The organism is Dickeya lacustris, assembly GCF_029635795.1.
GTDB classification, from domain to species: Bacteria; Pseudomonadota; Gammaproteobacteria; order Enterobacterales; family Enterobacteriaceae; genus Dickeya; species Dickeya lacustris.
Map to the genome: position 1 here is coordinate 2323985 of NZ_CP114280.1, position 24222 is coordinate 2348206.

A 24222-nucleotide genomic window follows, 5' to 3' on the forward strand; every position below is an offset into this window, starting at 1 on the left:
GCTGCCGCACAACTTATTACCACAACGAAACGTTATTTTTGTCACAAAAAACATTTTTTTCACAAAAAGAAGACGCCGAGCCGCCCACAGGAAGCCCGCATACTATCCGGCAATCACATCCGGCTGCTTTCGTCTTTTCGTGCTCGACCCAGCAGACTGAGTGCCGCTTCCCGGGCATCTTTGCCACAGTAGAGCACCTGCCAGAGTTGTTCGGTAATCGGCATTTCAACACCGTAGCGCTGCGCCAATGCCATCACCTCTTTGGTGTTGCGATAGCCTTCCACCACCTGCCCAATGTGCTCTTGCGCGCGGGTGACATCCAACCCCTGGCCCAGCATCATGCCAAAACGACGGTTGCGGGACTGGTTATCGGTACACGTCAGCACCAGATCGCCTAATCCTGCCATGCCCATAAAGGTAGAAGGGTCGGCTCCCAGAGCGATGCCAAGGCGGGTCATTTCCGCCAACCCTCGGGTGATAAGCGCAGTGCGCGCATTGGCACCAAATCCCATGCCATCAGACATACCTGCGCCAATGGCAATCACGTTTTTTACCGCGCCACCAAGCTGCACGCCAATAAAATCCGGGTTGCTATAAACGCGAAAACTCTTGCCACAGTGCAGCAGTTGCTGCAAATCTTCAGAGAATTGCCGATCGGTCGAAGCCAATGCAATGGCTGTCGGCAATCCGGCGGCTAACTCTTTGGCGAACGTCGGGCCGGAGAGCACAGCCAAGGGGATAGACTCGCCCAACACATCCCGCGCCACATCCTGCAATAAGCGGCCGGTTTCCGCCTCAAGCCCTTTGGTGGCCCAGACTAACCGGGCATCCGCCCGCAAATGCGGCTTGAGCTGTTGCAACACCTGGCCAAACACATGGCTTGGCACCACCACCAAAATATCGCGGCTGGCGGCCAGCGCGTGCGCCAAAGAGGTTTCAAGCTGCAACGAATCCGGGAAAGCGACGTCAGGCAAAAACGCCTGATTGCAGCGCGCGGCTTGCAACGCGCGAACATGCTGTGGATCGTGCCCCCACAGCACAACACGATGGCCGTTACGGGCCACCGTGATCGCCAGCGCGGTGCCGTATGAACCGGCACCGATCACTGTCATGGCTGCATCAGACGCGCTCATCAGGCATCCAGCTTCTGAGTATTGCCTTCTTGACCCGCCTGCTGTTCCAGGTAATTCATGAACAGGGCATCAAAGTTCACCGGCGCCAGGTTCAACTGCGGGAATGTGCCGCGAGACACCAGGCTAGTGATGCACTCACGCGCGTACGGGAACAGGACATTCGGGCAATACGCGCCCAGGCAATGAGCCAGTTGGGTGCCTTCAAGACCGCCCACCGTGAAAATACCCGCCTGCTGGACTTCACACAGGAAAGCGGTTTCTTCACCGATAGTTGACGTCACCGTGACACGCAGCACCACTTCATAGACATCATCAGCCAGTTGGGTTGAAGCCGTGTCCAGATCCAGTTTGACTTCAGGATTCCACTCTTGCTGGAACACCTGCGGCGCATTCGGTGCTTCGAATGAAATATCTTTGGTGTAGATACGCTGGATCTGGAAAGTCAGCTCGACGTTATTTTGTTCAGACATGTTGAATAATACCCTTTTGTTGGATTTCCTTGCGCGCTTCCTTTCGCCTGGAAAGTCACGCCATAACACAAACAGACAACGCCCAATGAGGGCGCTGCATTATTTACCGCGAACCAGCGGGAGGTTTTCACCACTCCAGCCAGCCAGCCCGTCTTTCAGAATCAGAACACGCTCAAAACCGGCTTTGAACAGCTGTTCCCCAGACTCGCGGGATGACATGCCATTGGCGCAAACCACAATCACCGGCTGTGCCTTGTGTTTTTCCAGTTCACCCAGGCTGCCGTTCTTGATGTCATTCGGTAACAGTGTTGATAGCCCCGGCAATATGGCCACGACGATAATCGTCACGATTACGGGTATCCACCACAACCGCATCTTCTTTGTTAATAAGCTGAATGGCCTCGCCGCGCGCCACTTCTCTTACCTTAGACAGCTTACTTTTCACCGTCAGCACGATGACCGCGATCAACAGGGCAACCCAGGCCACGCTCATGACAGGGTGTCGGCTGATAAATGGCATAATCTCTTGCATGGGGTGTAACGACTCCGAAATCAGTTAAGCAATTCAAATACAGGGAGTCTGAGTATACCTATGCAGTAGTGCAATTACAGCCTGAATGCCAACATCGTGTCACGATTCTGCGCAGCCGCCTGCATTTATTCCCCGCCCTGAAGGGGTTTTGCCGAAACAGAACACCGCCTGCCAATCATGGATGGAAATAGAAATCCCAGACAACACAACTGGTAAGGGAGGGTTCATCGTGGAATAATCTTTCACCATGAGCAAAAAAGCGTTCTCTGCACCGTTGCCCCCGGGCCGTGACAATTTATTGATCCGATGCGCCAGTGTGCTTTGTATCGGCATGCTGCTGCTGCCGTGTCCTGGCCGCAGTGAAGACAATCAGCAACAGCTGAAATCGTTACAGCAGGACATCGCAGAGAAAGAAAAAAGCGTGCGGGCGCAACAGCAACGGCGCGGTACGCTGCTTGCCCAATTGAAGCAACAAGAGCAATCCATCGCTCAGGCCACCCGTCAGCTACGGGATACGCACGCCACGCTTGAGCGGCTCAACCAAGACATCACCCATCTCAACGCGTCGATAACCAAACTACAGACCCAGCAAAAAACGCAGGAAAAGCTGTTGTCCCTGCAATTGGATGCGGCCTTTCGTCAAGGCCAGCACAGCGGACTGCAACTGGTGCTCGGCGGCGAAGACGCACAACGCCGCGATCGTATTCTGGCGTATTTCAATTACCTGAACCGGGCGCGCGAAAAATCCATCCATGAATTACAGCAAACCCGTAGCCAGTTGGCGGCGCAGAAACAACAGATAGAACAAAAGCAATCACAGCAAAAAAAATTACTTACCGAGCAACAACAGCAGCAAAAAACGCTGGAAAAAGCGCAAAACGAGCGCCAGAACACGCTTAACTCGCTGGAACAGGCGCTGGCAAAAGATCAGCAGCAACTCACCGAGCTGCGCCAGAATGAAAGCCGCCTGCGCGATCAAATCGCCCGCGCTGAACGCGAAGCCAAGGCCCGGGCCGAACGCGAGGCCCGTGAAGCCGCACGCTTACGCGAAAAAGAGGAGCAGGCCAAACAGCAAGGAACCCGTTACAAACCAACGGAGCAAGAGCAATCATTAATCGCCCGCACCGGCGGTTTGGGCCAGCCTGCGGGCCAGTACGTCTGGCCTGTACGCGGGCGCACACTGCATCGTTTTGGCGAGCCGTTGCAAGGCGAATTGCACTGGAAAGGACTGGTGATTGCCACCCGTGAGGGCACCGAAGTGCGCGCCATCGCCGACGGTACGGTGCTAATGGCCGATTGGCTGCAAGGTTATGGTCAGGTGGTGGTGGTCGATCACGGCAAGGGGGACATGAGCCTGTACGGTTATAACCAGAGCGCGCTGGTTGCCGTCGGCGCACAAGTTAAAGCCGGTCAGCCGATTGCGCTGGCAGGCAGCAGCGGCGGGCAGAACCAGCCAGCGCTCTATTTTGAAATTCGACGTCAGGGACGGGCGATTAACCCGAGCTCCTGGTTAGGAAGGTAAGTGTGCATTTACTTCTCCGCCGTCTATTGATGGCAATTGCGCTATTCGTCGGGGCAATCCCCTGCTCAACGCCAGTTCTGGCCGGTAAGCTGGCGCTGGTGATTGACGATTTTGGTTATCGCGCGCATAACGACAATCAGATTCTGGCAATGCCGACGGCGGTTTCCATCGCCGTGCTGCCCAACTCACCCAATGCCCGCGATGTCGCCACCAGAGCGCACGCACAGGGGCGCGAGGTGTTAATCCACCTGCCAATGGCCCCTATCAGCAAACAGCCGCTGGAAAAAGATACGTTACGCCCGGACATGAGCGAGGCGGAAATCACCCGCATCGTGCGTGAGGCCGTCAATAACGTGCCTTATGCAGCAGGGCTCAATAACCATATGGGCAGTGCGATGACCGCCAGCCTGCCGGGGATGCAAAAAGTGATGCGGGCCATGAGCGCTTATCGGCTCTACTTTCTTGACAGCATGACGATAGGGAGCAGTCAGGCCAGTCTCGCGGCAGCAGGCACAGGCATTAAAGTTTTAAAGCGAAAGGTTTTTCTTGATGACAGCCAAAACGTTGCCGATATCCGCCAGCAGTTCAACCGCGCCTTAGACATCGCCAGACGCAGCGGATATGCGATTGCCATCGGCCACCCTCATCCCGCCACTATTACGGTGTTACAGCAAATGCTGCCTGCGCTGCCTGCCGATGTCGTACTGGTACGGCCAAGCCAGTTGCTCAATGAAGCAGAGCCGCACTATCAGCCGGTGCCGACGCAGCTCGCCGCAAGGCCCGCGCCGCAAAAACGCCTGCGCCCCATCCAACTGTGTACAATCAGGCAGCCGTTACCGGCTATCTCGCAGTTTGAACTCTGGTCTCGCCTCGGTCAGTACCTCAGCGAAAGCGCCGGTGTGCGCTATGTGCAACAGCGCTGGCAAACCTGGCTCGGCTGAGAGCAACCTGCGCCCGGCATGAGGACATGCCGGGCGTAGTGAGACGATGCATGCCAATCTATGCGCACAGGCTACCAGTCAAGGATCACTTTACCGGACTGCCCTGAGCGCATCACATCGAAGCCTTGCTGGAAATCATCGCGGTGAAAGCGATGGGTGATAATCGGTGAGAGATCCAAGCCGGACTGGATAAGCGCCGCCATCTTGTACCAGGTCTCAAACATTTCACGGCCATAAATCCCTTTAATTACCAGCCCCTTAAAAATGATCTCGCTCCAGTCCACCGGCGTTGCCTGCGGCGGAATACCCAGCATGGCGATACGCCCGCCGTGATTCATCACCGACAATAAGCTGCGAAACGCCTGTGGCGCGCCGGACATTTCCAGCCCCACGTCAAACCCTTCCGTCATCCCCAGCTCATGCATCACCGCCTCAAGCGCGGTGTCGGCCACATTCACCGCCCGCGTCACCCCCATGCGGCGCGCCAGCGCCAGCCGGTACTCATTTACATCAGTTATCACCACATGACGCGCCCCGACATGCCGACACACCGCCGCCGCCATCACGCCTATCGGCCCGGCCCCGCAAATCAGCACATCTTCCCCCACCAAATCAAACGCCAGCGCGGTATGTACCGCATTACCAAACGGGTCGAAAATCGCGGCTATCTCATCGGGAATGGCGGCAGGCAGGCGGAACGCGTTATAGGCCGGGATCACCAGATACTCGGCAAACGCTCCTGGCCGGTTCACACCGACGCCGAATGTGTTACGGCACAAATGCCGCCGACCGGCGCGACAGTTACGGCAATAACCGCAGGTAATATGGCCCTCACCCGATACCCGGTCGCCCAGGGTAAACCCCTCGACCTCCTGCCCGATGGCCACAATCTCGCCAACATACTCATGGCCCGTCACCAGCGGTATCGGGATGGTTTTCTGTGACCACGCATCCCAGTTATAAATGTGAACATCCGTGCCGCAGATAGCCGTTTTGCGAATTTTAATCAGCACATCATTGTGGCCGGGCACAGGCTCTGGCACCTCAGTCAGCCAGATGCCCGGTTCCGGTCGCAGTTTTGCCAGCGCTTTCATACCGTTCCCCCTCAGTCCACCACGCCAAGCTGCCGCCCCACGCGAATAAACGCCGCCACCGCCCGATCGACCTGCTCGGGCGTATGCGCTGCCGACAGTTGCGTGCGAATGCGCGCCTGCCCCTGCGGCACCACCGGATAGAAAAAGCCGCTGACGTAAACCCCCTGCTGGCGCAGAGCGGCAGCAAATGCCTGCGCCAGCCGGGCCTCGCCCAGCATCACCGGAATAATGGCATGGTCAGCCCCGGCCAGCGTAAAACCGGCGGCGGTCATCTGTTGGCGAAACCGGTTTGCGTTGCGCCACAACTGCTGGCGCAGTGCCTGCCCGTCACGCACCAGCGTTAGCGCGGCAAGCGAAGCGGCAACTATCGAGGGGGCGAGAGAATTCGAAAACAGGTAAGGACGCGAGCGCTGGCGTAACCACGCCACCACCTCACGGCGAGCAGCAACATACCCGCCGCTGGCACCGCCAAGCGCCTTGCCCAGCGTGCCGGTGAGAATATCGACCTGCCCCATCACCTGATGGTACTCCGCCGTGCCGCGCCCCTGCTCACCGACAATCCCCACCGCGTGCGAATCATCCACCATCACCAGCGCGTCATAACGGCGCGCCAGTTGGCAAATACCCGGCAGATTGGCTATCACGCCATCCATAGAAAAGACCCCATCGGTAGCGATAAGCAGATGACGCGCCCCTTCAGCACGCGCCTGCTGCAACCGTGCCTCCAGTTGGCGCATGTCGTTATTGCCATAGCGATAGCGGCGCGCTTTTGATAGCCGGATGCCGTCGATAATCGACGCATGGTTCAGCGCATCCGACACAATCGCATCCTCTTCGCCCATCAGGGTTTCAAACAGGCCACCGTTCGCATCAAAACAGGAGGAGTAAAGAATGGCCTCCTCCATACCAAGAAAATGCGCCAGCTGTTGCTCAAGCTCGGTGTGGATATCCTGCGTGCCACAAATAAAACGCACCGAGGCCATGCCAAAGCCGTGGCTATCCAGCCCGGCTTTGGCCGCACTAATCAATGCCGGGTGGTTCGCCAGTCCTAAATAGTTGTTGGCACAAAAATTGATTAACTCATCACCGCAGGCGGCTCTGACCAGCGCCTGCTGGGCGCTGGTAATAGGCAATTCGTCTTTGAATAAACCATCGCGCTGCACCGCCGCCAGTTGGGTGGTGAGCTGTTGATAAAATGCCGCAGGCATCGTTAAGGCTCCTCTTTTCATAACCAACCCTCTGCCAGTAAAGGTAGTGGAGAAATGCGAAGCGGATTGATGGCTTGCGTGCAAAACGCCACCGTCATCACAGGATAAATGCGGCGCAGTACGCAGGAGATGACGAGAAAATCGGCACAGGATGCCCGCATTGCGCGGTAGTGCTATGATAGCGCCCAACAGGTGTAGGGCACGGTGCTCTACCAGCAAGCTTAACAAGGTAACTCCCATGATTATCGTGACTGGCGGTGCCGGTTTCATCGGCAGCAATATCGTGAAGGCGCTCAATGACGCCGGACACCGGGATATTCTGGTGGTCGATAACCTCAAAGATGGCACCAAATTCGCCAACCTGGTTGATCTGGACATTGCCGATTACATGGACAAGGAAGATTTTATTGCCAGTATCGTTGCCGGTGACGATCTGGGCGATATTGACGCGATTTTCCATGAAGGTGCCTGTTCATCCACCACCGAGTGGGATGGCAAATACATGATGGATAACAACTATCAGTATTCAAAAGAGGTGCTGCACTACTGTCTTGAGCGCGGTATTCCATTCCTGTACGCCTCCTCTGCGGCAACCTACGGTGGCCGTACCGATAATTTCATTGAAGATCGCCAGTACGAACAGCCGCTTAATGTGTACGGCTACTCCAAATTCCTGTTTGACCAGTATGTGCGTGAGATTCTGCCGCAGGCTGAGTCACAGATTTGCGGCTTCCGTTATTTCAATGTCTACGGGCCGCGTGAAAGTCACAAAGGCAGCATGGCGAGCGTGGCTTTCCACCTCAATACCCAACTGAATCAGGGCGAAAAGCCGAAACTGTTCAGCGGCAGCGAAAACTTCAAGCGTGATTTCGTTTATGTCGGCGATGTGGCAGCGGTGAATCTGTGGTTCTGGCAGCACGGTGTCTCCGGCATTTTCAACTGTGGCACTGGCCGCGCCGAGTCGTTCCAGGCCGTTGCCGATGCGGTACTGGCCTGGCACAAGCAAGACAGCGTCGAATACATCCCGTTCCCGGACAAACTGAAAGGCCGCTATCAGGCATATACCCAGGCCGACCTCAGCAAATTACGGGCTGCCGGTTATGACAAGCCGTTCAAAACCGTCGCCCAAGGGGTGACTGAATACCTTGCCTGGCTTAACCGCAGCGTTTGATTTGTCTGGCCGTAAGGAAATACCAACGGTATGAAAATTCTGGTCATCGGCCCGTCGTGGGTAGGCGACATGATGATGTCGCACAGCCTGTATCGCACGCTCAACGCGCAATACCCGCAAGCCTCGATTGATGTCATGGCACCGGCCTGGTGCCGCCCGTTGCTGGCGCGTATGCCAGAGGTCAATCAGGCGCTGGCCATGCCACTTGGCCACGGTGCGCTGGCGCTTGGCGAACGGCGGCAATTGGGCATGGGACTGCGTGAACAGCACTATGATCGCGCCTATGTGTTACCCAATTCGTTTAAATCCGCACTGGTGCCGTTTTTTGCCCGCATCCCTCAGCGCACCGGCTGGCGCGGCGAAATGCGCTACGGCTTACTGAACGACGTGCGGGTGCTTGATAAAGCCGCCTTCCCGTTAATGGTGCAACGCTATGTCGCGCTGGCCTATGGCCGCGATCGGATACATAGCGCCAGCGACCTGCCGCAGCCGCTACACTTACCGCAACTGAGCGTCAGCGAAGCCGAAAAAGCTACCGCACTGGCCGCATTTCCGCTCGCCGGGCAGAGACCTATTATTGGTTTTTGCCCCGGAGCCGAATTCGGCCCGGCGAAACGCTGGCCTCACTATCATTACGGCGCACTGGCGCAATCACTGATAGATAACGGCTATCAGGTAGTGCTATTCGGTTCTGCAAATGACCGGCAGGCCGGGGAAGATATCTGCGCCACGCTCAGTCACGAGGCGAAAGGATACTGCTTAAATCTGGCAGGCCAGACCTCGCTGGATCAAGCCGTCGTCCTGATCGCCGCTTGTCAGGCGGTAGTCAGTAATGACTCGGGCCTGATGCACGTCGCCGCTGCGCTCAACCGCCCGCTGGTGGCGCTGTATGGCCCCAGCAGCCCGGACTTCACACCGCCACTGTCTCAGCAGGCCGAGGTGATTCGCTTAATTAGCGGCTATCATCGGGTACGTAAAGGGGACGCCGAGCAGGGCTACCATCAAAGCCTGATCGACATTCAGCCACAGCAGGTACTCGAAGCCCTGTCACGCCATATTGCTGTTCAGGGGGCGCCAGCATGAGGGTGCTGATTGTTAAAACCTCATCCATGGGCGATGTGCTGCACACCCTACCGGCATTGACCGATGCAATGCAGGTGATTCATGGCATTGAATTTGACTGGGTAGTGGAAGAGGGCTTTGCCCAGATACCCGGCTGGCATCCGGCAGTTGACCGCGTCATTCCCGTCGCCATTCGCCGCTGGCGTAAAAACTGGTTTAGTGCGCCGGTTCGTGCTGAACGCGCGGCGTTTAAACAGCGCCTGCGGGAAAAGCGCTATGACGCAGTCATAGACGCGCAGGGATTACTGAAAAGCGCTTTGCTGGTCACACGACTGGCCCATGGCAACAAGCACGGCCTTGACTGGAAAAGTGCGCGAGAACCGCTGGCAAGCTGGTTCTATCAATACCGCCACCCGGTCGCACGCCAGCAACATGCGGTAGAACGCATTCGCGCGCTGTTTGCCATGAGCCTCAATTACCGCAAACCGGCAGAGCAAGGCGACTATGCCATTGCCGCACGCTTTCTCTCAGAGTCTGCTGTCGATACGCCGCCTTATCTGGTGTTTTTGCACGCCACCACGCGTGATGAAAAACACTGGCCGGAAACCCACTGGCGCGAGCTAATAGCCCTGGTCGCGCCAACCGGGTTACGCATTTTGCTGCCCTGGGGAGCGGAACACGAACATCAACGCGCGCTGCGCCTTGCCGAAGGCTTCCCCCATGTCGATGTGCTGCCAAAGCTTACGCTAGAGCAGGTTGCCTCTGTACTGGCAGGCGCGCAAACCGTGGTATCGGTAGACACCGGTTTAAGCCACCTGACTGCGGCACTTGATAGGCCCAATATCACGCTGTACGGCCCGACCGACCCGGGTCTGATTGGCGGATATGGGAAAAACCAAACGGCAGTGACCTCTGCCGACCAAACGATGTCGTCACTGTCGGCTCAACATGTTTTTCATTTAGTGTGTTCTCATAACGGATTAAGTCATGTCTAAAAAGCGATTCGTGAAATTACGGGAGCTAAACCGCCAGCGAAATTACGCGATGAAGCAGTTCCGCCTGTGGCTTGCGCGCCTTTTGTTTGACAAAAAAACGCGAGAGACATTTCGGCTTGATGGCATCAAATCAGTTCTGTTATTAAGAGACGATGACAAGATTGGCGACATGATAGTTTCCACATCATTAATCAGAGAACTGGCCACCTCGGGTTACATCGTCGATGTTCTCTGTGGAGCACATAATGCGCAGGTGATCACCCACAACCCATACGTCAATAACATTATCACCGCGCCATCCGATCTACAGGAAAAGTTATCGTTAGCAAATCAATTTGCTGAAAAAAAATACGATTTAGTGATTGATATGGGTGACAAAATATCTCCCTTTCATCTCCGCTTTTTAAGAAAAATAAACGCAAAGAACGTGGTAGGTTTCAACAAGGAAAAATATAACCTTTACAATTTATCTTTATCCTATAAAGGTTTCGATCGTCATATCACTGACAGATATCTGGCGCTGATGCAGGCAATAAATATTGCAACGCCCAGTATTAACTATGATTATTTTATCCCTGACCGCGTCATGCAAGACGTCACCACCTTTTTACAGTCTCTGCCAGGGCAGCAAACGATTGTTATTAACCCTTATACAGCCGATAATCGTCGGGATATTTCACAGCAGCAGTTACACCTTATCGTTTCATGCTTAAAAGAAAGATACGCTGGTGTAAATATCATTCTTATTGGCTCCGCTGAAAGAATTCAGGCCTTAAAATTAGAAGATATTTATATTAATCCGTTCTCTTCGCTAGAAAGCGCAGCGGCACTTATCCAACACGCCAGCCTGATCATTTCACCGGATACGGCCATCGTTCATCTCGCTGCTGTCTGGAAGAAGCCATTAGTTTGTTTATATGGAAATGATATGCACGGTGCGTTCATCAATAGCCGCGTGTGGGGGCCAGGATATCCTGAGGCGATTCAGATAACGTCAGAAGATAAGCATCACGCTATCTCGACAATCGCTGTTGATGACATAATGAATGCAGCCAAAACGCTTCTGGGTTAACCCAGAAGCGTTTCCATGTTAGAATTTTTTATACGACTGACAGCTTCTTTGCCATAGCAAGGCCAGCACTATCATTAACGTAAAAAATATCGTTTGTTCCCTGCTGATAAATATCACATCCGTCAAGCCGCTTGTCATAATTATGGCGCTAACGGACAGTAAAATAAAATTCTTATTTATCCAGGCATACAGTGTAATAGAAACATAAAATAAGAATAATAAAATCACCCCCAGCACGCCCTGTAAACTAGCCGTATCGATAATTTCATTATGCAAATGAACATCCAGATAAGGCAGTGCTGCCTGATATTTATTCTCAGTTGAAATATAATTTTTGGCCCACTCGCTGCGCGCCTCTTTATTACTACCCAGAGGATGATGGATAAAAAATTCTATCCCCAATCGCCACATTGCCAGCCGGGAACTCAGTGAGCCACTATTGTTGCCATTATAATTTGCGAACCCCTGTGTCTCATTGACGGCATCACTCATTCGGTGAGAGATTTTATTATAATTAATACAAATCATACTGCTTAAGAGCAAAACAAAAACCAAAATCCATTTTATTTTTAATACCCGCATAGCGCAAAATGCGGTAAACAAAAATATAAAAGGAAATGCAAAAACCATATTTCGTGTATCAGTCAACAGTATCACGGTATAACTGATAACAAAAACAATAAAAACCGCCACAAAACGCATCCAGTGACGAATATACTCTGTTATTATCACCATTGTCGCCATGGATAATGCAGCATACATATACGCACCATCCGTTGCCCTTCTGGTTAAAAAATCCACGCGTTCAACACCATGAAGATATTGCCAAACACCAACGATTGACGCGGTTAAAAAACAGCAGACGAACAGCGCAAACAATCCATCTTTAATTTTTTTATGCAGCTGTATATTTAAAGGGGAAAATAAAACCAGACTGACACCGATTATGGCAGAGAGCAGTAAACGCTTGCCTGCATTGAAATATGCATCATCTAAATGATGATGAATCGACCCGATATACTCATAATAGAACCATCCTAATTTACTTAGTCCCAAGAGAAATATCGCACCAAATAACCATTTATATCCTTTAGAGCACCCCACAGAGAATCGGTGCGGCAAAGAAAACTTGGAGAGAAAAATGAAAATAAAACTCAAATACGATGCAAGATAGAAAAAAACCCGGGAATAACTGGCATCAAGAAAAGAGAGAAACACTGAGGAAGATGAAAATAACAATATAAGAAAATAGATTGCGTAATCAATATTATTTTTTAATAACTTTAGATAAGTCATATTATTATCACCTGAAAACCTCAGTCGTCATGCTCATAAACACCAGGCCAATATCTGATGAAATAAAAAAATCATTTCTTTCATAAAAATCAATTAATTAAAAACACTTAATTTTAACCAATTGATTGAATACCAAGTTATATGCTAACATAACAAAATTATTTTTTAAAGAAAATAGAACGCCGTGAACAGTAACATTTTATTAAGAAGAAAGGTAGATAAGGCCCACATAAAATTGAGTTATATTACTCATTTTTATTGTGACCAAAGCGATATAAATTCTGTTGTTTCACTGTTGCGGGAATATGAACAGTATGACCCGGCACTGCTGGATATGATTCAATTTATCATCGTGGATGATGGTTCCCCCGTCAGCTACGATATTCCTGATTTTAACCTCAACATCACATGGTTAAAAATCAATGAAGATATAAAGTGGAATCAGGCGGGTGCCAGAAATCTCGGCGTACTCTATGCGCAATCAGATAAATTTGTCGTGACTGACCTCGATCACATCATTCATGAAAATACATTAAGATATATGGTTGAACGTCGTAATCCCGGACGTTCCTTCTTTAAGATCTATAGAAACTCGCCGGAAAATCCGGGAAAAATCTACAAAGGTCACTCTAACCTGTTTTTCATGTCTCGCGCACGGTTCATGCGTTTCTTTGGCTATGACGAAGAGTTTGCCGGTAATTATGGCGCTGAAGATTATCGCTTCGTGAAGTACCAGAAATATCAGGGCTCTGTTCAGCGCTACTTACCGAAAAAGTACCTTTGTTCGGAGCGCAATCTTGACCGGGAAAAGTCCTACCATACCTTGCAGCGCGATCTTTCCGCCAACACGCCTGTCGATGCGAGAAAAAAACAGGAAATCGAAACCTATGGCAAAGATTACGGCCATAGCCGAATGTTTTTGAATTTCACCTGGCAGATAATCGACGTGCATAATCGCCCTGCCCCCGTACCGCCGGAAAACCGCTGGTGGAAGCCGTTATGGTGGCTGCGTTACGCTTTTGGCTTTCTTGCCCGCTAAAAATACCCTCTTTCAGGCCGCTGCCCGAAAGAGGTGTCTCGTCAAGGCCATAATCCGCGATACGCGATAATGACGTAGCACGGAATTGGCCTTATGCCGATTAAGCAGCGTCTATCGTTTTGATACGCTCGCGGACTTTGGTTTCTACCTGCTCTGGCGCAATAATCCTCATTCGATTATCGACCTGGGTGTTGAGATTATTTTGCACGCCATACAGCACATCATGCAGCTGTGGGTCTTGATAAGGCCCGGTAACAGCCGGGATCGCGCCCACAAACAGGCTCACCGTCGGCACGCGTAGCGCTATCGCCAGATGCAATGGCCCGGTATCGCCGGTTAACAGCAGATCCATACCCTGAATAACGGCCACTAACTCTTTAAGCGTGGTCGCGCCGATTTTATTGTCCACCCGACCATGGTAGTGGCTGGCAAGAGCGCTGAAAAATGCCTGACCTTGCGCCACTTCCCGATCGCCTCCGCCAATCAGCACAATCTCAATGCGCTCATCCGAGGCAAGCAAGCGCGCAGCTAAATCGGCAAAATAGTCAACGGGCCAGCAACGTTCGGGCGTTGAAGCCCCCATTTGAAAACCAATCACCCGGCGCGCGTTGGATTTCGTGACCGGCATCAGCGGAAAAGGAATACGCATGGAAATATCGCGAATATCCGCCCCCAGCATCGCCACCAGTTCAAGGCGGCGCTGGATAAAATGCCCATGAAACCCCATGACATAACCAGACAACCAGCGGTTCATCGCTTCAATGCCATCCTGATGGTTATCGCGCAGCACATAACGAGCGCCAGACAGTACGGCGCTTAAATAATCATAAGGGTCGTGAGAATGCAGGATAATCGCCAAATCAGGTAAGGCTATGCGCTGAATATCCTTCACCAATCGGGGAACGCTATTGACCTTACTGTTCCAGCACACAACATGCTGCCAGTCCTGCCCGTCGGCAACAAACTCATAGAGTTTTTTATGCACGACTAACGTGATGGTGGCGTCAGGGAAACGCTGACGAACGGCGCGTATCGCTGGCGTATTAAACATAAAGTCGCCCAACGCCGTCGTCGAATAAATCACGATATGGGAAAAATCGGTTTCGTTCACCAACTGCTGCGCAGGTTGCAGGCGTGCTTTTCTGGCGGCAACAAGGCGCAGGTAAAAATCAACCGCTTTGAATTTCCAACCCTTTTTCATGCTTTAGCAACCTTGACGCTCTGATAGTATTCGTAAAGTGTTTTGCCCTCGGTGCGTTCTGATAACCAGGCAAACAGCGCTGTCAGGTCGTCATACAGTGCTTCTATCTGTGCCTCATCAGTAAAGGTTGGGCTGCCACCGGGCATAAACTCAGAGGAGTGCAGCATAAACTCCACATAATCACTGCCCTCGGCCAGCGTCTTTTCCACCACCATTTTCATCTGCGCCAGATTATTTCTTTTCGGGCGTAGCCAATGCACTGAAGGACTGCGCTTTTTACCTGCCAACGCACCAAAAGCCTGCTTGAGCCCATTAATCACTGCATGATGCTTATATTGAATACTCATCGGCACTTCCAGCAGGGCGGAATCACCCGGCTGGTCAATGTGGTGAATGTCCATGAAATACGCCTGACGCGGAAAATGGCGATAATCGGTGCCCCCTTCGCCATTCGGCGCGCCCGGTGCCGTTTGCCAATTGACGCGCGGCGTCACTGAACAATCCACCCGATAACCGAACTCCACCAGCAGCCTGGCATAATCGGCATTCATAGCCCAGCGCCCGGCCCGGTGGCTATGCATCGGCACCTGAAAGGTGTCTTCCAGCAAGGAGGTCATGTAGGCAATTTTCTCGCGCATGACCGCTTCAGGGTATTCGATAAGATAGGGTTTGTAGTGCCAGTCATTGTCCGTCAGAGCGAACAGCGGGGGGCTGTTCCAGGCATGCAGGTGCATCCCGACCTCCCCTTGATTTCTGGCGATAACATCACGCGCAAACTCAACATACGCAGGATCGCTGGCCATTTCATAGTTGGTCAGCCAGGTTGGCTTAAAACCATATTGTTCACACAATGCCTGAAAACGCGGCAAATAACGGGTATTTTCCGTCAAAATACGCTCGTCATTCTGCCAAAGGTTGTCGCCTTCCGTATCAATCGTAATGATAAACGCGGGTTTGCTCATGGAAATATTCACCTGATAATCGGGAAACCTATGTTACGCAAGCAGCCTTCACGCCGTAAACCGCAAATATCAGCCTTAGCGCGGCTGAAGACGGGTTAAGGCAGGCATAACGCGTTCGCTAGCGCGAACAACAGTAGCCACTCATAGCGATGTCATTTAAAATCACGGCCTGCTTGCAATGAGAACCGCCGCTGATGAATCATAACGTCGCAGCCAACGCGATCCAGCGTATTTTGCTGATTAAATTGCGCCATCATGGCGACATGTTGCTGATTACTCCTGTTATCAATACGTTGAGTGAGTGCTATCCGAATGCCAGGATAGACGTGCTCATGTATCTGGAAACACAAGAGATGCTGGCAGCACACCCCCGAATCCACCGGCTGACAACTATCGATCGCCAGTGGAAGAAACTGGGCGTTGCCGCACACCTGGCTCATGAGTACCGCCTGCTCAAAGACATTAAAAAACAGGGCTACGACATGGTGGTGAACCTGGCCGACCAGTGGCGTAGCGCATTGATTACCGGCCTGACAAACGCACCTATCAAGCTCGGTTTCAACTTTCCTAAACGTCAGAGCGTTTTCTGGCGCGCTTGCCATAGCCAGTTGGTGGATACCGAGAATCACGCCACCCAGCACACGGTCGAACAGAATCTGTCTATTCTGGCACCATTAGGTTTACCTGCGCTCAATACGCAGGTCTCGATGTGTTATACCCCGTCAGACTGGCAACACGCGCAACAGTGCCTGCAACAGCAACAGACCGCCGAGCGTTATATTGTCGTGCAACCGACCTCTCGCTGGTTCTTCAAATGCTGGGACGAGAGGAAATGGGCGGAGGTTATTCACGCTCTGCATCAAGAGGGCTATGACGTTGTGCTAACCTCCGGGCCGGATGCCAGCGAGCAACGCATGGTGGCGCAGATTATGGCGCATGCGCCCAAAGAACGCGTGGTTTCGCTCTCTGGCCAGTTGACGCTACGCCAGTTGGCCGCGCTCATTGACCACGCCGCGTTATTTCTCGGCGTAGATTCGGTGCCAATGCACATGGCCGCCGCGCTACACACACCCTGCATTGCTCTGTTTGGCCCCTCGAAGTTGACGTTCTGGCACCCCTGGCAGGCGAGTGGAGAGGTTATCTGGGCGGGTCACTATGGCGACTTGCCCGATCCTGATGATATTGATACCAACACCGAGCAGCGCTATCTGGATCTTATTCCCGCAGAGGATGTGATTGCCGCCGCCAGGAGACACTTACCGTGACACCACTACGCATTGCGATAGTTCGGCAAAAATACCGCCCCGATGGTGGCGCAGAACGGTTTGTCGGACGGGCGCTGGAAGCGCTGACCACCGAAAATCTGCAATTGAACGTGATTACGCGAGAATGGCAGGGCAACAGAAAGGCCGATTGGCAGCTACATATCTGCAATCCCGGTTACTGGGGGCGTATTAGCCGCGAGCGCGGTTTCGCCAATGCGGCGCGAACCCTGTGGCAACAGCAGCATTTTGACATTGTGCAAAGCCATGAACGTATCGCCGGTTGTGATATCTACCGGGCCGGTGATGGCGTTCACCATCGCTGGCTACAGCAGCGTGCGCGGCTCTTACCGGGCTGGCGTAGCAAACTGCTGTTCGCTAACCGCTTTCACCGCTATGTGATGCAGGCGGAAACAGCAATGTACCGTGCGCCGCAGCTCAAAGCCGTTATCTGCAATGCGGAGATGATAAAACGCGAGATCATGGACGAATTTGGTCTACCGGCCAGTAAAATTCACGTCATTTATAACGCTATCGACAGCCAGCACTTTCTGCCCGCCAACGCCGAACAGCGCCAACAGGTGCGCGCTGCGCTCTCCTTGCCAGAGCACAGCACCGTGCTGGTGTTCGTGGGCTCGGGCTTCGAGCGCAAAGGGCTGGATGCCGCCATCCGCGCACTGGCCACCACAGACCGCTACCTGATTGTCGTCGGCCAGGATAAAGCCGAACGCAAATACCGCGCTCTTGCCACATCGCTCGGGTGCGCATCACGGGTGCGTTTTGTCGGTGTACAAAAAAACCCGCAGCCCTATTATCACGCCGCCGACGGCCTGCTATTACCGACGCTCTACGACCCCTTCCCGAATGTTATTCTGGAAGCCATGGCGTGCGGCCTGCCGGTTATTACCTCAACAACGTGCGGAGGCGCAGAGTTTATTCAATCAGGCAATAACGGATACATTTGCGATGCGCTGGATATTACCGCGCTGACCGAGGCAATAATGGCGCTGCCATCCGCAGCCCCCGGTAGTAGTATGGGCGCGGCTGCGCGTCATCGCATCCTTGATGAGTCGCCGCAAAAACTGTCGCAAAAGCTCATCTCGCTCTACCAAACCATACTGGAGTAACGCATGAGGATCCTGATCGTTATCGATGGCCTGCCCGGTGGCGGAGCGGAAAAAGTGGTACTGACGCTCGCGCAGGGGTTGATCGCCGCCCGGCATCAGGTTTCGCTATTTTCGTTACGGGATGTGCAGGCATACCCGCTACCGGCGGGCCTGACTTATCAGACCCTTGTTGACCGCTGCTCGTCGCCCTGGCGCAAATTAAACGAGCTGGCGCGCCGGGCAAACGCGCTGGATACGGCCATCCGCACAGCGGAATCCCGCCACGGCAACTTCGATCTGGTGCTGTCTAATTTGCATAAAACCGATCGCATCGTCGCTCGTTGCGCGGCGCTAAAGCGCAGCAACGTCTGGTTTTGTCTGCACGGCATGTTTTCACCGTCTTATATTGGTCATCGTCAGGGCTTTTCCCGCTGGCTAAAACGCAAAAAAATTCAGCGCGTTTACCAGCACCGTAACCTGGTTGCCGTCTCGCAGGCCGTACTTGACGATATGCGCCATGCGTTTCAGGTCACGCCCAGCCGCGCCGAAGTCATCAATAACCCGTTCGACTTTGAGCAGATTGTGCAGCTTGCCGCACAACCCTGTGAGATGGCGGGCAAAGCGTACCTCATTCACGTCGGGCGTCTGCATCCGCACAAACGCCACGATCGCCTGTTGCAAGCGTATGCCCTGAGCGGCATCACGCTACCGTTGCTGCTGCTAGGCAAGGGGTCAAGCGAATATACGCAGCGATTACAACAGCTTGCTGAAAAACTTGGCATTGCCGAACGGGTCATTTTTTACGGCTTTTGCGACAACCCCTATCCCTATATTCGCCACGCGCGTTTGCTGGTGCTCAGTTCTGACAGCGAAGGTTTTGGCAATGTTCTGGTCGAAAGCCTGTTCTGCGGTACGCCGGTGGTCAGTACACGCTGCCCGGGCGGCCCGAAAGAGATTTTAACCGGCGATCTGGCGCGCGGTTTATCCGATCTGAACGAGCGCGATCTGGCGGATAAAATGCTGTCGGTGTTGCAGTCGCCGCCGTCGATCGAGGCAGAACAGCTCGATCGCTATCGCCTTGAGGCGATCTGCGCGCGCTATCTGGCGCTGGCAGACTCGCATTAATTGGCTCTGGGTGACGCCGCGCTGCGGTGGGTCGCCATCGTGCGCTTCTTTTGATATCAAGGCTTATCGATATCAAGGTTCGTCGATATCAAGGCTCGTCGATATCAAGAGCGCACCGATATCCATAGCACGCACCGTGGGCACCCTGAAGACAATGCCCGGTTCTCTACTACGAATATAATACTGATGACTATGCTACAAACTTTGTACACCTTACTATTTTATATAATTCAACCGCTTATATGGATACGCCTGTGGTTGCGTGGCCGTAAAATCCCCGCTTACCGCAAACGCTGGGCAGAGCGCTACGGTTTCTACAACAGTCAGGTAAAGCCTGACGGTATCCTGCTGCACTCGGTTTCCGTGGGCGAAACGCTGGCAGCGGTGCCGCTGGTACGCGCACTGCGCCACCGTTACCCGTCTCTGCCGATTACCGTCACCACCATGACACCGACCGGTTCCGAGCGTGCGCTATCGGCATTCGGTAAAGACGTCTACCACGTTTACCTGCCGTATGACCTGCCTGACGCCATGGCGCGTTTTCTTGACCACGTACAGCCGCGACTGGTCATCGTGATGGAAACCGAGCTGTGGCCGAACTTTATCTCCGCATTGCACCAACGCCAGACGCCACTAATCATCGCCAATGCCCGCTTGTCAGAACGCTCGGCCAAGGGGTATCGCAAGCTTGGCCGCTTTATGGCCACCCTGCTGCGCCGCATTACGATGATTGCGGTGCAAAACGCGGAAGACGGCGAGCGTTTTATCGAACTGGGCTTAAAACGCAGCCAGTTAAATGTCACCGGTAGCCTGAAATTCGATATTTCCGTCACGCCGGAACTGGCGGCGCGCGCCGTCACGCTGCGTCGTCAGTGGGCCTCTCAGCGGCCGGTGTGGATTGCGGCCAGCACCCATGAAGGAGAGGAAAGCGTTATCCTGCAAGCGCATGTCGAGTTGCTTAAAACGTTTCCTAATCTTTTGTTAATCCTGGTGCCACGCCATCCAGACCGTTTTGACGATGCCACCGCGCTGGTAGAAAAAGCCGGGCTGACACATACACTGCGTAGCGCTGGCACCGTCCCTGCCGCCAGCACACATGTGGTGATTGGCGATACCATGGGCGAGCTGATGCTACTGTACGGCATTGCCGATTTAGCATTCGTCGGCGGCAGCTTGATTGAGCGCGGCGGGCACAATCCGCTGGAGCCTGCGGCTCATGCCATTCCGGTACTGATGGGGCCGCATACCTTTAACTTCAAAGATATCTGTGCCCGGCTGCAAGCCGCTGACGGGCTTATTACCGTTAGCGATAGCGCATCGCTGATAGAACAAGTGACGACATTGCTATCTGACGACGATTACCGCCGTTACCACGGCCACCACGCCGTTGAAGTGTTGCACAAAAATCAGGGTGCGCTGCAAAGCTTGCTGACGCTGCTGGAGCCTTATCTGCCACCACGGAGCCGGTAATGAGCCGAAAACGTCTGTCTGTTGTACTCATCAGCCACAATGCTGCCGAGCTGCTACCCGACTGCCTGGCCTCCGTGCAGTGGGCCGATGAAATTATCGTGCTGGATTCCGGCAGTCAGGATGCCACACAGGATGTCGCCCGCCGCTATGGCGCACAGGTCTACCAAAACACCGACTGGCGCGGCTTTGGTCAACAGCGTCAACTGGCGCAGCAGTATGCCAGCGGTGATTATATTTTCATGATTGACACCGATGAACGGGTCACGCCGCCGCTGCGTCAGGCTATCGAAGCGGTGCTGGAGGCACCGGCTGACAACACGGTGTATCGCTGTGCCCGGCGTAATCTGTTCCTCGGGCGGTTTATGCGGCACAGCGGCTGGTATCCCGATGCCGTCATCCGGCTTTATGCCAAACACTACCGCTATAATGACAATACCGTACACGAGTCGCTGGATTACGGCAGTGCGAACGTTATCTCGCTGCACGGCGATTTGATGCACCTGACATGCCGCAATCTGTTCGATTTTCAAAAAAAGCAGCTTGCTTACGCTCAGGCGTGGGCCACCGAGCGCTTTCAACAGGGTAAGCGCTGTCATTTCGGGGCGATTGTGCTGCATACGCTGGGCGCATTCGCCAAAACCTGGCTCTTACGCGCGGGCTTCCTGGATGGTAAACAGGGATTTTTACTGGCGCTGGTTAACGCACAATACACCTTTAACAAATATACTGGACTATGGGCATTAGCACGCCAGCCACGCACACCTTCAGCAAGCCAGCTTCAGGAAAGCCAGCATGACAAAGACTAGAGCGATTTATCCCGGCACATTTGACCCGCTGACCAACGGGCATCTTGATTTGCTGACTCGCGCCACGCGTATGTTTGACCATCTGATTCTGGCCATCGCCGCCAGTCCCGGCAAAAACACGCTGTTTACACTCGACGAGCGGGTTGCATTGGCGAAAAAATCCACACAGCACCTGCCGAATGTTGACGTCGTCGGGTTTACCGATCTGATGGCGAATTTCGCCCGTCAGCAGCACGCCACCATTCTGGTGCGCGGCCTACGGGCGGTCTCAGACTTTGAGTATGAATTGCAGTTAGCCAAGATGAACCACCACCTGATGCCGACGCTGGAGAGCGTTTTTCTGATGCCATCGGAACAGTGGTCGTTTATTTCCTCAACGCTGGTCAAAGAAGTGGCCCGACACGGCGGCGACGTATCGCATTTTCTGCCGCCCCCGGTCGCCAGCGCATTGCTGGAAAAATTAGCCGGGAAATAGCCTGCCTTAACACGGCCTATTATCGCTGGCAGCGCTTGCAAAAAAAGGTGCTGCGCTGCCCCTGCTTGATAGTCGTGATTATCGTACCGCAGTAATGGCACGGCTCACCGCTGCGGCCATAAACCTGTAGCGCTTGCGCAAAATAGCCCGGCTTACCGTCTGATTGCAGAAAATCGCGCAGCGTGGTGCCACCTTGGTCAATCGAACGTTGCAGCACCTGTTTAATCGCCTTGACCAGTTGGTTCGCGTCCTCTTCAGACAATGACCCCGCTGACCTGTCCGGCAGGATACCGGCGCTAAACAGCGACTCGCTGGCGTAAATATTCCCTACGCCAACCACGGTTTTATTATCCATAATCCACTGTTTTATCGCCGTTTTTCTGCCGCGAGACTGCGCAAAAAGATAGGCGGCGGAAAACGCCTCATCCAACGGTTCCGGCCCCAAATGCGCAAGATGCGGACTGGTTGCCAAATCGGTACACCACAGCCACGCGCCAAAACGCCTTGGGTCGGTGTAGCGCAGCACCTTACCGCTGTCCATCACCAAATCAACGTGGTCATGTTTGCCCGGTTCACTGTATTCAGGCAACACCCGCAAGCTACCCGACATCCCGAGATGGACAATCATCCAGCCTGTGGGTAACTCTATCAGCAGGTATTTCGCACGCCGCTGTACACTCAGCACCGGCGTATCGCTCAATGACAAAATTTCAGGAGAGACCGGCCAGCGCAAACGTGCATTACGCACCTCGGCATATGCAATGGTATGACCAACCAGCCACGGTGAAATGCCCCGGCGACTGGTTTCTACCTCAGGTAACTCAGGCATGTTCCCTCCTGTTTTTCCGTATGAGACCATAAAAAAACCCGGCCGAAGCCGGGTTTTTCATATCCACTAAAATTACTTGATTTTAGCTTCTTTGTAGATAACGTGCTGACGGACAACTGGATCGAACTTTTTCAGTTCCAGTTTTTCCGGCTTAGTACGCTTGTTCTTCGTGGTGGTATAGTAGTGACCAGTACCAGCAGAAGAAACCAGCTTGATCTTCTCGCGAACACCTTTAGCCATGATTCAGTTCCTTAATACTTTTCACCACGGGCACGCAGATCGGCCAGAACCGCTTCGATACCCTTTTTGTCGATAACACGCATACCTTTAGCAGATACGCGCAGCGTTACAAAACGCTTTTCACCTTCAACCCAAAAACGATGGGAGTGCAGGTTTGGCAGAAAACGGCGTTTGGTCGCATTCATTGCGTGGGAACGGTTGTTACCCGTCACCGGACGCTTGCCAGTAACTTGGCAGACTCGGGACATGTCTATTCTCCAAAAATCAAATCAGCTCGAGCTTCGTATAGGATGTTGGCCGCCTCGTCAGGCTCTAGAGCCCATCTCAGCAACTTCACTGAAAAGACTCTGTCATCAGGGTAAACCTGCTGAGATAGGCTCTTAACGCCACACACCCAAGATTCTCAAAGGTGGCGTAGTATACGCTCTGAAGCGTATGCGCTCAAGTCCCGAACAGCTAAAGATCCCCAAGGATCGCGGAAATATCTTCAAATCCAGCCCCGCTCGGCAAAAGAGACGTACTCTGCGCGCCCAATCACCAGATGATCCAGCACCCGAATATCCAGTAATTGGCAGGCCGTAATGATGCGATTGGTTATCAACCGGTCAGCCTGGCTGGGCTCCGCACGCCCGGAAGGGTGGTTGTGGGCCAAAATCAGCGCGGCGGCGTTCAGCTTTAGCGCTTGCCGTACAATTTCACGCGGGTGAACTTCCACGCTGTGTAAGGTTCCGGCAAACATCTCCTGATGCTCAATTACCCGATGCTGATTATCCAGAAACATCACCAAAAAAACTTCCCGCTCATGATGAGCCAGCAGCAATTGCAGGTACTGTTGCGTCACCTGCGGGTTGAGCATGGCATCTTCCCGCGCCAGATGCGATGAGAATAACCGGCGGGATAACTCTGCCACCGCCTGCAACTGGGTATATTTCGATACTCCCACCCCGCGCACCGCGCTAAATGCCGCCCAGTCCGCCGTCATTAGTTGGTGTAACGAGCCAAACTGCTGCAACAGGTTTTGCGCCAGTTGCATCACATGCACGCCTTCAACGCCGGTACGCAAAAAAATCGCCAGTAATTCGGCATCACTCAATGCCGCAACGCCAAACGACATCAATTTTTCTCGCGGCGCACACCCGTCATTCCATTCCATGTTCTGCTTCCATGTTCCGCTCGCTCGCCATCACACCCCACCGCCGGGGTGAACATTA

At 53.4% G+C, this 24222-nt stretch carries 24 protein-coding genes and 1 pseudogene; 13 read left to right on the forward strand and 12 right to left on the reverse strand.

Features of this window, described 5'->3' with window-relative positions; all coding sequences use genetic code 11:
* Positions 1-113: 113 nt before the first annotated feature.
* The 3 genes and pseudogenes from gpsA to O1Q98_RS10550 form a co-directional block, all read right to left on the reverse strand.
* Entirely contained in the window at positions 114-1133 is a 1020-nt protein-coding gene (gpsA, locus tag O1Q98_RS10540) for an NAD(P)H-dependent glycerol-3-phosphate dehydrogenase (protein ID WP_125261037.1), read from the reverse strand.
* Positions 1133-1603: a protein-export chaperone SecB gene (gene secB / locus O1Q98_RS10545; protein ID WP_125261038.1), complete on the reverse strand. Its 471-nt coding sequence runs from the start codon at positions 1601-1603 to the stop codon at positions 1133-1135. Before secB ends, gpsA begins: the two co-directional genes overlap by 1 nt.
* 99 nt (positions 1604-1702) lie before the next feature.
* Positions 1703-2135, reverse strand: a pseudogene (locus O1Q98_RS10550) (rhodanese-like domain-containing protein).
* Between the two features lie 247 nt (positions 2136-2382).
* Here O1Q98_RS10550 and envC point away from each other — a divergent pair.
* The gene (gene envC / locus O1Q98_RS10555) at positions 2383-3657 is read left to right on the forward strand and encodes a murein hydrolase activator EnvC (protein WP_125261040.1); all 1275 of its coding nucleotides are present in this window, start codon (positions 2383-2385) and stop codon (positions 3655-3657) included.
* Between the two features lie 29 nt (positions 3658-3686).
* On the forward strand, positions 3687-4598 hold the full coding sequence (locus O1Q98_RS10560; RefSeq protein WP_125261214.1) for a divergent polysaccharide deacetylase family protein: 912 nt from the start codon (positions 3687-3689) through the stop codon (positions 4596-4598).
* Between the two features lie 71 nt (positions 4599-4669).
* Here O1Q98_RS10560 and tdh read toward each other — a convergent pair whose 3' ends face one another.
* A complete protein-coding gene (gene tdh, locus O1Q98_RS10565; RefSeq protein WP_125261041.1) occupies positions 4670-5692 on the reverse strand; it encodes an L-threonine 3-dehydrogenase in 1023 nt (340 codons plus the stop codon).
* Between the two features lie 11 nt (positions 5693-5703).
* Positions 5704-6900: a glycine C-acetyltransferase gene (locus tag O1Q98_RS10570; protein WP_125261215.1), complete on the reverse strand. Its 1197-nt coding sequence runs from the start codon at positions 6898-6900 to the stop codon at positions 5704-5706.
* A gap of 238 nt (positions 6901-7138) precedes the next feature.
* Here O1Q98_RS10570 and rfaD point away from each other — a divergent pair, with 238 nt between their 5' ends.
* From rfaD to O1Q98_RS10590, 4 genes are read left to right on the forward strand one after another with little or no spacing between them, the layout of a single operon-like run.
* Entirely contained in the window at positions 7139-8071 is a 933-nt protein-coding gene (gene rfaD / locus O1Q98_RS10575) for an ADP-glyceromanno-heptose 6-epimerase (protein ID WP_125261042.1), read from the forward strand.
* Between the two features lie 30 nt (positions 8072-8101).
* The gene (rfaF, locus tag O1Q98_RS10580; RefSeq protein WP_125261043.1) at positions 8102-9154 is read left to right on the forward strand and encodes an ADP-heptose--LPS heptosyltransferase RfaF; all 1053 of its coding nucleotides are present in this window, start codon (positions 8102-8104) and stop codon (positions 9152-9154) included.
* Complete coding sequence (gene rfaC / locus O1Q98_RS10585; RefSeq protein WP_125261044.1) at positions 9151-10128, forward strand: lipopolysaccharide heptosyltransferase RfaC; 978 nt, start codon at positions 9151-9153, stop codon at positions 10126-10128. The genes rfaF and rfaC overlap by 4 nt, the downstream gene beginning before the upstream one ends.
* A complete protein-coding gene (locus tag O1Q98_RS10590; RefSeq protein ID WP_125261045.1) occupies positions 10121-11200 on the forward strand; it encodes a glycosyltransferase family 9 protein in 1080 nt (359 codons plus the stop codon). Before rfaC ends, O1Q98_RS10590 begins: the two co-directional genes overlap by 8 nt.
* An 18-nt stretch (positions 11201-11218) precedes the next feature.
* On the opposite strand, the gene O1Q98_RS10595 is transcribed toward O1Q98_RS10590, so the two are convergent.
* Entirely contained in the window at positions 11219-12496 is a 1278-nt protein-coding gene (locus O1Q98_RS10595) for an O-antigen ligase family protein (RefSeq protein ID WP_125261046.1), read from the reverse strand.
* A gap of 184 nt (positions 12497-12680) precedes the next feature.
* On the opposite strand from O1Q98_RS10595, the gene O1Q98_RS10600 reads away from it, so the two are divergent.
* The gene (locus O1Q98_RS10600) at positions 12681-13535 is read left to right on the forward strand and encodes a glycosyltransferase family A protein (RefSeq protein ID WP_125261047.1); all 855 of its coding nucleotides are present in this window, start codon (positions 12681-12683) and stop codon (positions 13533-13535) included.
* A gap of 100 nt (positions 13536-13635) precedes the next feature.
* On the opposite strand, the gene O1Q98_RS10605 is transcribed toward O1Q98_RS10600, so the two are convergent.
* A complete protein-coding gene (locus tag O1Q98_RS10605; protein ID WP_125261048.1) occupies positions 13636-14736 on the reverse strand; it encodes a glycosyltransferase family 9 protein in 1101 nt (366 codons plus the stop codon).
* The gene (locus tag O1Q98_RS10610) at positions 14733-15698 is read right to left on the reverse strand and encodes a polysaccharide deacetylase family protein (RefSeq protein ID WP_125261049.1); all 966 of its coding nucleotides are present in this window, start codon (positions 15696-15698) and stop codon (positions 14733-14735) included. The genes O1Q98_RS10605 and O1Q98_RS10610 overlap by 4 nt, the downstream gene beginning before the upstream one ends.
* A 194-nt stretch (positions 15699-15892) precedes the next feature.
* Here O1Q98_RS10610 and rfaQ point away from each other — a divergent pair, with 194 nt between their 5' ends.
* The 6 genes from rfaQ to coaD all read left to right on the forward strand — a co-directional run bounded on the left by rfaQ (position 15893) and on the right by coaD (position 21942).
* A complete protein-coding gene (gene rfaQ / locus O1Q98_RS10615; RefSeq protein ID WP_125261050.1) occupies positions 15893-16963 on the forward strand; it encodes a putative lipopolysaccharide heptosyltransferase III in 1071 nt (356 codons plus the stop codon).
* Positions 16960-18087, forward strand: a complete 1128-nt coding sequence (locus O1Q98_RS10620) for a glycosyltransferase family 4 protein (RefSeq protein WP_125261051.1) — start codon at positions 16960-16962, stop codon at positions 18085-18087. Before rfaQ ends, O1Q98_RS10620 begins: the two co-directional genes overlap by 4 nt.
* A gap of 3 nt (positions 18088-18090) precedes the next feature.
* The gene (locus O1Q98_RS10625; RefSeq protein ID WP_125261052.1) at positions 18091-19191 is read left to right on the forward strand and encodes a glycosyltransferase; all 1101 of its coding nucleotides are present in this window, start codon (positions 18091-18093) and stop codon (positions 19189-19191) included.
* 192 nt (positions 19192-19383) lie between these two features.
* Positions 19384-20661, forward strand: coding sequence for a lipid IV(A) 3-deoxy-D-manno-octulosonic acid transferase (gene waaA, locus O1Q98_RS10630; protein WP_125261053.1), 1278 nt, complete (start codon positions 19384-19386; stop codon positions 20659-20661).
* Positions 20661-21467 carry a glycosyltransferase family 2 protein gene (locus tag O1Q98_RS10635; RefSeq protein WP_125261054.1) on the forward strand — a complete coding sequence of 269 codons (807 nt, stop codon included), beginning with the start codon at positions 20661-20663 and terminating at the stop codon, positions 21465-21467. The genes waaA and O1Q98_RS10635 overlap by 1 nt, the downstream gene beginning before the upstream one ends.
* On the forward strand, positions 21454-21942 hold the full coding sequence (gene coaD, locus O1Q98_RS10640; protein WP_125261055.1) for a pantetheine-phosphate adenylyltransferase: 489 nt from the start codon (positions 21454-21456) through the stop codon (positions 21940-21942). Before O1Q98_RS10635 ends, coaD begins: the two co-directional genes overlap by 14 nt.
* 19 nt (positions 21943-21961) lie before the next feature.
* Here coaD and mutM read toward each other — a convergent pair whose 3' ends face one another.
* From mutM to radC, 4 genes are all read right to left on the reverse strand, one after another.
* On the reverse strand, positions 21962-22771 hold the full coding sequence (mutM, locus tag O1Q98_RS10645; RefSeq protein ID WP_125261056.1) for a bifunctional DNA-formamidopyrimidine glycosylase/DNA-(apurinic or apyrimidinic site) lyase: 810 nt from the start codon (positions 22769-22771) through the stop codon (positions 21962-21964).
* Between the two features lie 72 nt (positions 22772-22843).
* Positions 22844-23011: a 50S ribosomal protein L33 gene (gene rpmG / locus O1Q98_RS10650; protein WP_026738454.1), complete on the reverse strand. Its 168-nt coding sequence runs from the start codon at positions 23009-23011 to the stop codon at positions 22844-22846.
* Positions 23012-23022: 11 nt separating this feature from the next.
* Positions 23023-23259: a 50S ribosomal protein L28 gene (gene rpmB, locus O1Q98_RS10655; protein ID WP_012763801.1), complete on the reverse strand. Its 237-nt coding sequence runs from the start codon at positions 23257-23259 to the stop codon at positions 23023-23025.
* 239 nt (positions 23260-23498) lie between these two features.
* Positions 23499-24164 (reverse strand): RadC family protein, encoded by a 666-nt coding sequence (gene radC, locus O1Q98_RS10660; RefSeq protein ID WP_125261057.1) that lies wholly within the window; start codon positions 24162-24164, stop codon positions 23499-23501.
* Positions 24165-24222: the final 58 nt, after the last annotated feature.